At 70.1% G+C, this 7,271-nt stretch carries 8 protein-coding genes; 3 read left to right on the top strand and 5 right to left on the bottom strand.

Annotated elements, in window-relative coordinates; genetic code table 11:
• Window positions 1-20 precede the first annotated feature (20 nt).
• Both WQ56_RS17285 and WQ56_RS17280 read right to left on the bottom strand, forming a co-directional pair.
• Window positions 21-1,424 (bottom strand): mannose-1-phosphate guanylyltransferase/mannose-6-phosphate isomerase, encoded by a 1,404-nt coding sequence (locus WQ56_RS17285; protein WP_047138384.1) that lies wholly within the window; start codon window positions 1,422-1,424, stop codon window positions 21-23.
• Window positions 1,425-1,439: 15 nt separating this feature from the next.
• On the bottom strand, window positions 1,440-2,789 hold the full coding sequence (locus WQ56_RS17280) for a phosphomannomutase/phosphoglucomutase (RefSeq protein ID WP_047138383.1): 1,350 nt from the start codon (window positions 2,787-2,789) through the stop codon (window positions 1,440-1,442).
• Window positions 2,790-2,897: 108 nt separating this feature from the next.
• On the opposite strand from WQ56_RS17280, the gene WQ56_RS17275 reads away from it, so the two are divergent.
• Genes WQ56_RS17275 through WQ56_RS17265 form a run of 3 tightly spaced genes read left to right on the top strand, consistent with a single transcriptional unit; the run spans window position 2,898 to window position 4,897 of the window.
• A complete protein-coding gene (locus WQ56_RS17275; RefSeq protein WP_047138382.1) occupies window positions 2,898-3,638 on the top strand; it encodes a CoA transferase subunit A in 741 nt (246 codons plus the stop codon).
• On the top strand, window positions 3,638-4,270 hold the full coding sequence (locus tag WQ56_RS17270) for a CoA transferase subunit B (RefSeq protein ID WP_047138381.1): 633 nt from the start codon (window positions 3,638-3,640) through the stop codon (window positions 4,268-4,270). Before WQ56_RS17275 ends, WQ56_RS17270 begins: the two co-directional genes overlap by 1 nt.
• 27 nt (window positions 4,271-4,297) lie before the next feature.
• Window positions 4,298-4,897, top strand: a complete 600-nt coding sequence (locus tag WQ56_RS17265; protein WP_047138380.1) for an alpha-ketoglutarate-dependent dioxygenase AlkB — start codon at window positions 4,298-4,300, stop codon at window positions 4,895-4,897.
• A gap of 54 nt (window positions 4,898-4,951) precedes the next feature.
• Here the strand turns inward: WQ56_RS17265 and WQ56_RS17260 are convergent, their stop codons facing one another.
• The 3 genes from WQ56_RS17260 to WQ56_RS17250 form a co-directional block, all read right to left on the bottom strand.
• Entirely contained in the window at window positions 4,952-5,638 is a 687-nt protein-coding gene (locus tag WQ56_RS17260) for an ABC-type transport auxiliary lipoprotein family protein (RefSeq protein ID WP_047138379.1), read from the bottom strand.
• Window positions 5,635-6,561 carry an MlaD family protein gene (locus tag WQ56_RS17255; RefSeq protein ID WP_047138378.1) on the bottom strand — a complete coding sequence of 309 codons (927 nt, stop codon included), beginning with the start codon at window positions 6,559-6,561 and terminating at the stop codon, window positions 5,635-5,637. The genes WQ56_RS17260 and WQ56_RS17255 overlap by 4 nt, the downstream gene beginning before the upstream one ends.
• Window positions 6,562-6,566: 5 nt before the next feature.
• Window positions 6,567-7,271: ATP-binding cassette domain-containing protein (locus tag WQ56_RS17250; RefSeq protein WP_047138377.1), on the bottom strand; the 705-nt coding region annotated here is incomplete at its 5' end.

Genomic DNA, 7,271 nt, shown 5'->3' with positions numbered 1-7,271 from the left:
GCTCCTACGGGTCGGGGTCTTCATGCGCGCCCGTACGTATCCTCGAAGCGGACGATGTCGTCTTCGCCCAGGTAGCTGCCCGACTGGACTTCGATCAGTTCCAGCGGCAGCTTGCCGGGATTGCGCAGGCGATGGGTCACGCCGAGCGGGATGTAGGTGCTCTGGTTCTCGCTCAGCAACAGCACGTCGTCGCCGCGCGTGACCTCGGCCGTGCCGCTGACGACGATCCAGTGTTCGGCGCGGTGGTGGTGCATCTGCAGGCTCAGCGTCGCGCCGGGCTTGACCGTGATGCGCTTGACCTGGAAGCGCGCGCCGTTGTCGATCGAGTCGTAGGCGCCCCACGGCCGGTAGACCTTGCGGTGCCAGGTCGCCTGCGGCAGCTTGCGGGCCTTGAGCTCGGCGACGACGTCCTTGACCTGCTGGATGCGGTCGCTGCGGCCCACGAGGATTGCGTCGTCGGTCTCGACGACGATCGTGTCCTCCAGGCCGATCATCGCGATCAGGCGGTTCCCGTGTGCATAGGTGTTGCGGCAGTCCACCGCCACCACATCGCCATGGTGCGCATTGCCGTCCGCATCCTGCGGGCTGACTTCGCGCAGCGAGGCCCAGGAGCCGACGTCGCTCCAATTCGCGTCCAGCGGCGTCACCGTGGCGGTCCCGGTCTTCTCCATGACGGCGTAATCGATCGAGTCCGACGGGGTCGCCGCGAACGCGTCCGCGTCGACACGGATGAAATCCGCGTCGCGGCGAGCCGATGCCAGCGCGTCCCGGCTTCCCGCAAGGATCCCGGGATGGTGCTGTGCGAGTTCCTCGAGGTAGCGCGATGCCCTGAACAGGAACATGCCGCTGTTCCAGTAGTACTCGCCGGAGGCGACGTACTGCTGCGCGGTCGCAAGGTCGGGCTTCTCGACGAAGCGGTCGACCGGGCGGGTCGACGCGCCCGCGCCGGCCTTGATGTAGCCATAGCCCGTCTCCGGGCCGGTCGGCACGATACCGAAGGTCACGAGGTTGCCCGCCTCGGCGGAGGATCGGGCGTCGCCCACCGCTTCGACGAATGCCTTCTCATTGCCGATCACGTGATCCGAGGGGAGGACCAGCAGCAGCGGGTCCGCGCCATCCCGCGTCGCTTCCAGCGCGGCCAACGCGATCGCCGGCGCGGTATTCCTGCCGAACGGCTCGAGGAGGATGGCCTGCGGGGCGGCCTGGACCTGTTGCAGTTGCTCTGCGACGACGAAGCGATGCTCCTCGTTCGCGACGACGATCGGCGGAAGCTCGGCGATGTCCGCCACGCGCTTCCAGGTGGCCTGAAGCATCGTCAACTCGCCGACCAGCGGCAGGAACTGCTTGGGATAGGCCTCGCGCGACAGCGGCCACAGGCGGGTGCCCGAGCCGCCGGACAGGATGACGGGTTGGAGTTGGCTCACGGGCGATTCCTTCGTTCAGGCACTGAGGAGAGTTGAGATTTCCTGCGTCCGCGCCTCGAGTAGCGCGCGGTCGCCGCGCGTCTCGACGTTGAGCCGCAGCAGGGGTTCGGTGTTGGAGCTGCGCAGGTTGAAGCGCCAGTCGCCGAAGTCGGCGCTGATGCCGTCGGTGTGGTCGAGCGCGGGCGACTGCGCGGCGTAGTGCGCCATCACGCGCTCGACGGCGGCCTTGGCGTCGGCGACGCGGAAGTTGATCTCGCCGCTGCAGGGAAACTTCTCCACGCGCGCGGCGACCAGGTCGCCGAGCGTGCGCCCGCTCTGCGAGACCAGTTCGGCGATCAGCAGCCACGGAATCATGCCCGAGTCGGCATAGGCGAACTCGCGGAAGTAGTGATGGGCGCTCATCTCGCCGCCGTAGACCGCGTCCTCGGCGCGCATCTTCTCCTTGATGAAGGCGTGCCCGCTCTTGCACAGCACCGGCACGCCGCCGGCGGCCTCGACCTGCTCGACGGTGTTCCAGACCAGGCGCGGATCGTGCACGACCTTGCCGCCCGGCTGCTTGGCGAGGATCGCCTGCGCGAGCAGCCCGACCAGGTAGTAGCCCTCGATGAACGCGCCGGTCTCGTCGAAGAAGAAGCAGCGGTCGAAGTCGCCGTCCCAGGCGATGCCGAAGTCCGCGCCGTGCTCGCGCACCGCGTCCGCGGTCGCCTGCCGGTTCTCGGGCAGCAGCGGGTTGGGAATGCCGTTGGGGAAGCGACCGTCGGCCTCGTGGAACACGCGCACGAACTCGAACGGCAGGTGCGGGGCGAGCAAGTCGACGATCGCGCCGGCACCGCCGTTGCCCGCGTTGACCACGAGCTTGAGGGGGCGCAGCGATGCCGCGTCGACATAGCCGAGCAGATGTTCGATGTACCCGGACTTGTCCGAGTAGGGCCGCTCGCTGCCGCCGTCGGCCGAAGGCGGCGGCAGGTCGCCGGCCTCGACCGCATCGCTGATCGCGAACAGCCCGGTGTCCGAACTGATCGGCCGCGCCTGCTGGCGGACCAGCTTCATGCCGTTGTAGTCCATCGGATTGTGGCTGGCGGTCACCATGACGCCGCCGGCCGCGCCCAGCCGATCGACCTGGAAATAGACCTCCTCGGTGCCGCCCACGCCAATGTCGACGACCTCGCGCCCTTGGCTGCGCAGCCCTTCCGACAGCGCGGCCTGCAGTTCGGGGCTGGTCAGGCGCACGTCGCGGCCGAGCACCACCGCACCCGGGTCGAGCTGTCCGGCCAGCGCGACACCGATGTCGCGGGCGAGGGCCGGGTTGAGTTCGTCGGGCACGCGGCCGCGGAGATCGTAGGCCTTGAAGGCGGGCAGGGGCATGGCGCATCCGTGTGAAGGGGGGAATGGCGATTCTATCCCGGGCGCCGGGTGGCCGGCGGCAACGCGCGCTGCGGCTAGAATGGCTCCAGTTGCGCCACGAGGATCGAGATGAGCGAGCAGAGTCCCGCCGCGGCCCGCCGCGGCAAGCTGTACCCGGATGCGGCGTCGGCGCTGGCCGGCGTCGTCGCCGACGGCCAGACCCTCGCGGTCGGCGGCTTCGGCCTGTGCGGTATCCCCGAAGCGCTGATCGCCGCGCTGCGCGATTCGGGGGCGTCCGGGCTGACGGCGATCTCCAACAACGCCGGCGTCGACGGCTTCGGCCTGGGCCAGCTGCTGGAAACGCGCCAGATCCGCAAGATGATTTCGTCCTACGTCGGCGAGAACAAGGAATTCGAGCGCCAGTACCTGGGCGGCGAGCTGGAACTGGAATTCAACCCGCAGGGCACGCTGGCCGAGCGCCTGCGCGCCGGCGGCGCGGGCATCCCGGCGTTCTTCACCGCCACCGGCTACGGCACCGTCGTCGCCGAGGGCAAGGAGACGCGCGAGTTCGACGGCCGGCACTACGTGCTCGAGACCGCGCTGGTCGCCGACGTGGCGCTGGTCAAGGCCTGGAAGGCCGACAAGGCCGGCAATCTCGTGTTCCGCAAGACCGCACGCAACTTCAATCCGGCCTGTGCCATGGCCGGCAAGGTCTGCGTGGCGGAGGTCGAGGAGCTGGTCGAGATCGGCGACCTCGATCCGGACCAGGTGCATCTGCCGGGCATCTACGTCGACCGCATCGTCGTCAACGCGACGCCGGAGAAACGCATCGAGCAGCGCACCGTGCGCAAGACGACGGGAGAACACTGATGGCCTGGACCCGCGACGAGATGGCGGCGCGCGCCGCCCGCGAGCTCACCGACGGCGCCTACGTCAACCTCGGCATCGGCCTGCCGACGCTGGTCGCCAACCATATTCCCGACGGCGTTGACGTCTGGCTGCAGTCCGAGAACGGGCTGCTGGGCATCGGTCCGTTCCCGACCGAAGACGAACTGGACGCCGACCTGATCAACGCCGGCAAGCAGACCGTCACCGCGCGCCCGGGCGCGAGCTATTTCGGCAGCCACGATTCGTTCGCGATGATCCGCGGCGGCCACATCGACCTGGCGATCCTCGGCGCGATGCAGGTCACCGACCGCGGCGACCTCGCCAACTGGATGGTGCCCGGCAAGATGGTCAAGGGCATGGGCGGGGCGATGGACCTGGTGGCCGGCGTCAAGCGCGTGGTCGTGCTGATGGAGCACGTCGCCAAGGACGGCAGCCACAAGATCCTGCCCGAATGCACGCTGCCGCTGACCGGCGTCGGCGTCGTCGACCGCATCATCACCGACCTGGCGGTGTTCGACGTTACGCCCGACGGGCTGGTGCTCGTCGAGGTCGCGGACGGCGTCGACGTCCAGGCGCTCGAGGCGCAGACCGGCGTGCCTTTCGCGACGGCCTGACGCGCACCGGACGAGGCCGGTAGGCTCGTGGCTGGCGACCCGCTCGCGCTCCCCGGCGCCGACCTCGCCTACGAACCGGGCTGGCTGCCTGCGGCCGAGGCCGATGCGCTGTTCGAGGCGCTGCAGGCGGGGCTGCCGTGGACGACGCACCGCCTGCGCATCTTCGGGCGCCAGGTCGATGCGCCGCGGCTGAGCTGCTGGATCGGCGATCCGGGGGCGGCGTACCGGTACTCGGGCATGCGCTTTGAGCCGCTGCCGTGGCCGTCGGCGCTGGCCGCGGCGCGCGCGCGGGTGTCGGCGGCGGCCGGGACGGCGTTCGACAGCGTGCTCGCCAACCTCTATCGCGACGGCCGCGATGCGATGGGCTGGCACAGCGACGACGAGCCCGAGCTAGGTCCCAGGCCTGTGATCGCGTCGTTGAGTCTCGGGGCGACGCGTCGCTTCGTGCTGAAGGCGCGCGACGCGTCCGCCGGGCACGCGTCCGACCGGATCGCGCTGGACCTGGCGCACGGCAGCCTGCTGGTGATGCGCGGCGATACGCAGGCGCGCTATCGCCATGCGCTGCCCAGGACCGCGCGCCCGGTCGGGCCGCGGATCAACCTGACGTTCCGGCGCGTGTCGCGCTGAATCGCAGTCCGGCGGATTCCGGGCCGCGATCGGCGGCCGCGCGGCAGACGTCGATCAGCGCCGGGGCGGCGGGACGGGGCCGTGGTGGGCGGTCTCGTGGGCGTTGCCCGACTCGAGGATCCAGCCGACCATGTCGCCGCTGATGGTCTGCAGCGACGTCCCGAACGCATCGACGACCTGCGCCACCTCCGCCCCTGCGGCCGGGACCGCGGCGACGAACGTGCGCGAGCCGACCACGGTCTGGTCGATGTTGTGGATCAGCTTGGCATTGGCCTCGATCGTCGCGGCCGGCATCACGTTGCCGGCGTAGTCGGCCTCGAAGCGGCGCAGGTCGATGACCAGCTTGTAGTCGGCGGTGATGCCCGCGCCCTGGCGCGCGACCGCCGGGATCCGGCCCGAATCCTCGAGCGTGCGCAGCACGGTGTCCTGCAGCATGTCGGTCGGCGTCTTCGCCCAGCTCGCGCCGCGGTAGACCTGCAGCTCGCTGGGCGTCGGCCGCACGGCGATGCGGAAGCTGTCGATCATGCGCGCTGCGGTCGGGGGGCTCAGGGTCAACTGCCAGTCGGCGTGCGGCCATGCCGCGACGGCCTCCACGCGTGGATCGGGAGCGTAGATCGTCGAGCGTTCGCGGTCGCCCGCGCCGCCGCCGAGCAACGACGAGCAGCCCCCGAGCAGGGCCAGCAGCACCAGGCCGGTCGACGCGCGCACGGCGCCGCGGGTCGCGATGGACGAGAGCTTCATTCGGGGTCGAACTCCTTCGGGGCGTCGCGTCCGAGCAGGTAGCGCGCGGGGTTGGCATCGAGGCGGTCGCTGATGCGGCGCAGGTCGCGCACCAGAGAGCGCAATTCGCCGAGCGTCGGACCGAGCTGCGACAGGCCGTCGTTGGCGAAGCTGCTGATGGCGGCGCGATTCTCGTTGAGGATCGTGTCGGCGCCGCCGGCCGCCGAATCCAGGCGGGTCAGCGTGCTGTCGAGGCGGGCGACGAGGTCGGGCAGCTTCTGCACAAGTTCGCGGTCGACGTTGGTCATCGCGCGGTTGGCCGTGGTCAGCGTCTGCTCGAGCTGCTCGCTGGCGCGACGTGCGTTGACGATCATCGTGCCCAGGTCCTCGCGTTGCCCGGCGACGGCACCGGTCATGCCCTCGATGTTCTCCAGGGTCTGCGAGATGCGTGCCACGTTCTCCTCGCTGAGCACCTGGTCGAGCCGCTCGACCAGACGGTTGGCGGTGTCGGAGATGTTCTGCAGCGCCGAGGCCTCGGTCTGGATCACCGGGACGTCGTCGCCGTTGGCGGCGGTGAGCAGCGCCGCCTCGGGCGAACCGCCGGTGAGCTGGATGATCGGCGAGCCGGTCAGGCTGGTCATCGACATGCGCGCGCGGGTGTCGGTCTTGACCGGCGCGTTGGCCTGGATGCGCAGGCGCGCGATCACCTGGCGCGGATCCTCGGGCGCCAGCTGCAGGTTGTCGACCGTGCCGACCGCGATGCCGTTGTACTGCACGCTGCTGCCTTCGGTCAGTCCGGTCACCGGCTCGCGGAAGATCACGTCGAACTCGTTCCAGCTGCGGTCGGACGAATACTTGGCCGCCCACAGCGCGAAGCCGAGCAGCGCGATCGTCGCCACGAGCGTGAACGCGCCGATGAGGACGTAGTTGGCTCTGGTTTCCATGGTCTCTACTGGGCTCCCGGCCCGTCGGCCCTGGCGTCGCGTGCGGCACGGCCGCGGGGGCCGTGGAAGTAATCCTGGATCCACGGGTGGTCGACCCGTTCGATCTCCTCGACCGGCGCCACCGCGACCACCCGCTTGTCGGCCAGCACCGCGATACGGTCACAGATAGCGTACAGAGTGTCGAGGTCGTGTGTGATGAGGAACACGGTCAGTCCGAGCGCCTCCTGCAGCGTGCGGATCAGCCGGTCGAAGGCGGCCGCGCCGATCGGGTCGAGGCCCGCGGTGGGTTCGTCCAGGAACAGCAGCGGCGGGTCGAGCGCCAGCGCGCGGGCCAGGCCGGCGCGCTTGCGCATGCCGCCCGAGAGCTGGGACGGGAGCTTGCCGACCGCATCGGCCGGCAGGCCGGCGAGCTTGACCTTCAGCAGCGCCAGTTCGTAGCGCAGCTTCTCGGACAGGTCCCCGTGGTGTTCCTTCAGCGGCACCTCGACGTTCTCGCCGACGGTCAGCGACGAGAACAGCGCGCCGTCCTGGAACAGCACGCCGGTGTGGCGTTCGATGTGGCTGCGGCTCTCCGGGTCGCGCGACAGCGCATCGGTGCCCAGGACCTCGATGCTGCCGTCCTGCGGTGCGCGCAGGCCCAGGATCGCCCGCATCAGCACCGATTTGCCGGTGCCCGAACCGCCGACCACGCCGAGGATCTCGCCGCGCCG

It is taken from the genome of Luteimonas sp. FCS-9 (genome assembly GCF_001014645.1).
Lineage (GTDB): Bacteria > Pseudomonadota > Gammaproteobacteria > Xanthomonadales > Xanthomonadaceae > Luteimonas.
This window is presented reverse-complemented; position numbering and strand designations above follow the sequence as displayed.

Bases quoted from the DNA above. Each gene is read 5' to 3' on its own strand.
- WQ56_RS17280 (WP_047138383.1), bottom strand. From the start codon at position 2,789: ATGCCCCTGCCCGCCTTCAAGGCCTACGATCTCCGCGGCCGCGTGCCC.
- WQ56_RS17275 (WP_047138382.1), top strand. From the start codon at position 2,898: ATGAGCGAGCAGAGTCCCGCCGCGGCCCGCCGCGGCAAGCTGTACCCG.
- WQ56_RS17270 (WP_047138381.1), top strand. From the start codon at position 3,638: ATGGCCTGGACCCGCGACGAGATGGCGGCGCGCGCCGCCCGCGAGCTC.
- WQ56_RS17260 (WP_047138379.1), bottom strand. From the start codon at position 5,638: ATGAAGCTCTCGTCCATCGCGACCCGCGGCGCCGTGCGCGCGTCGACC.
- WQ56_RS17255 (WP_047138378.1), bottom strand. From the start codon at position 6,561: ATGGAAACCAGAGCCAACTACGTCCTCATCGGCGCGTTCACGCTCGTG.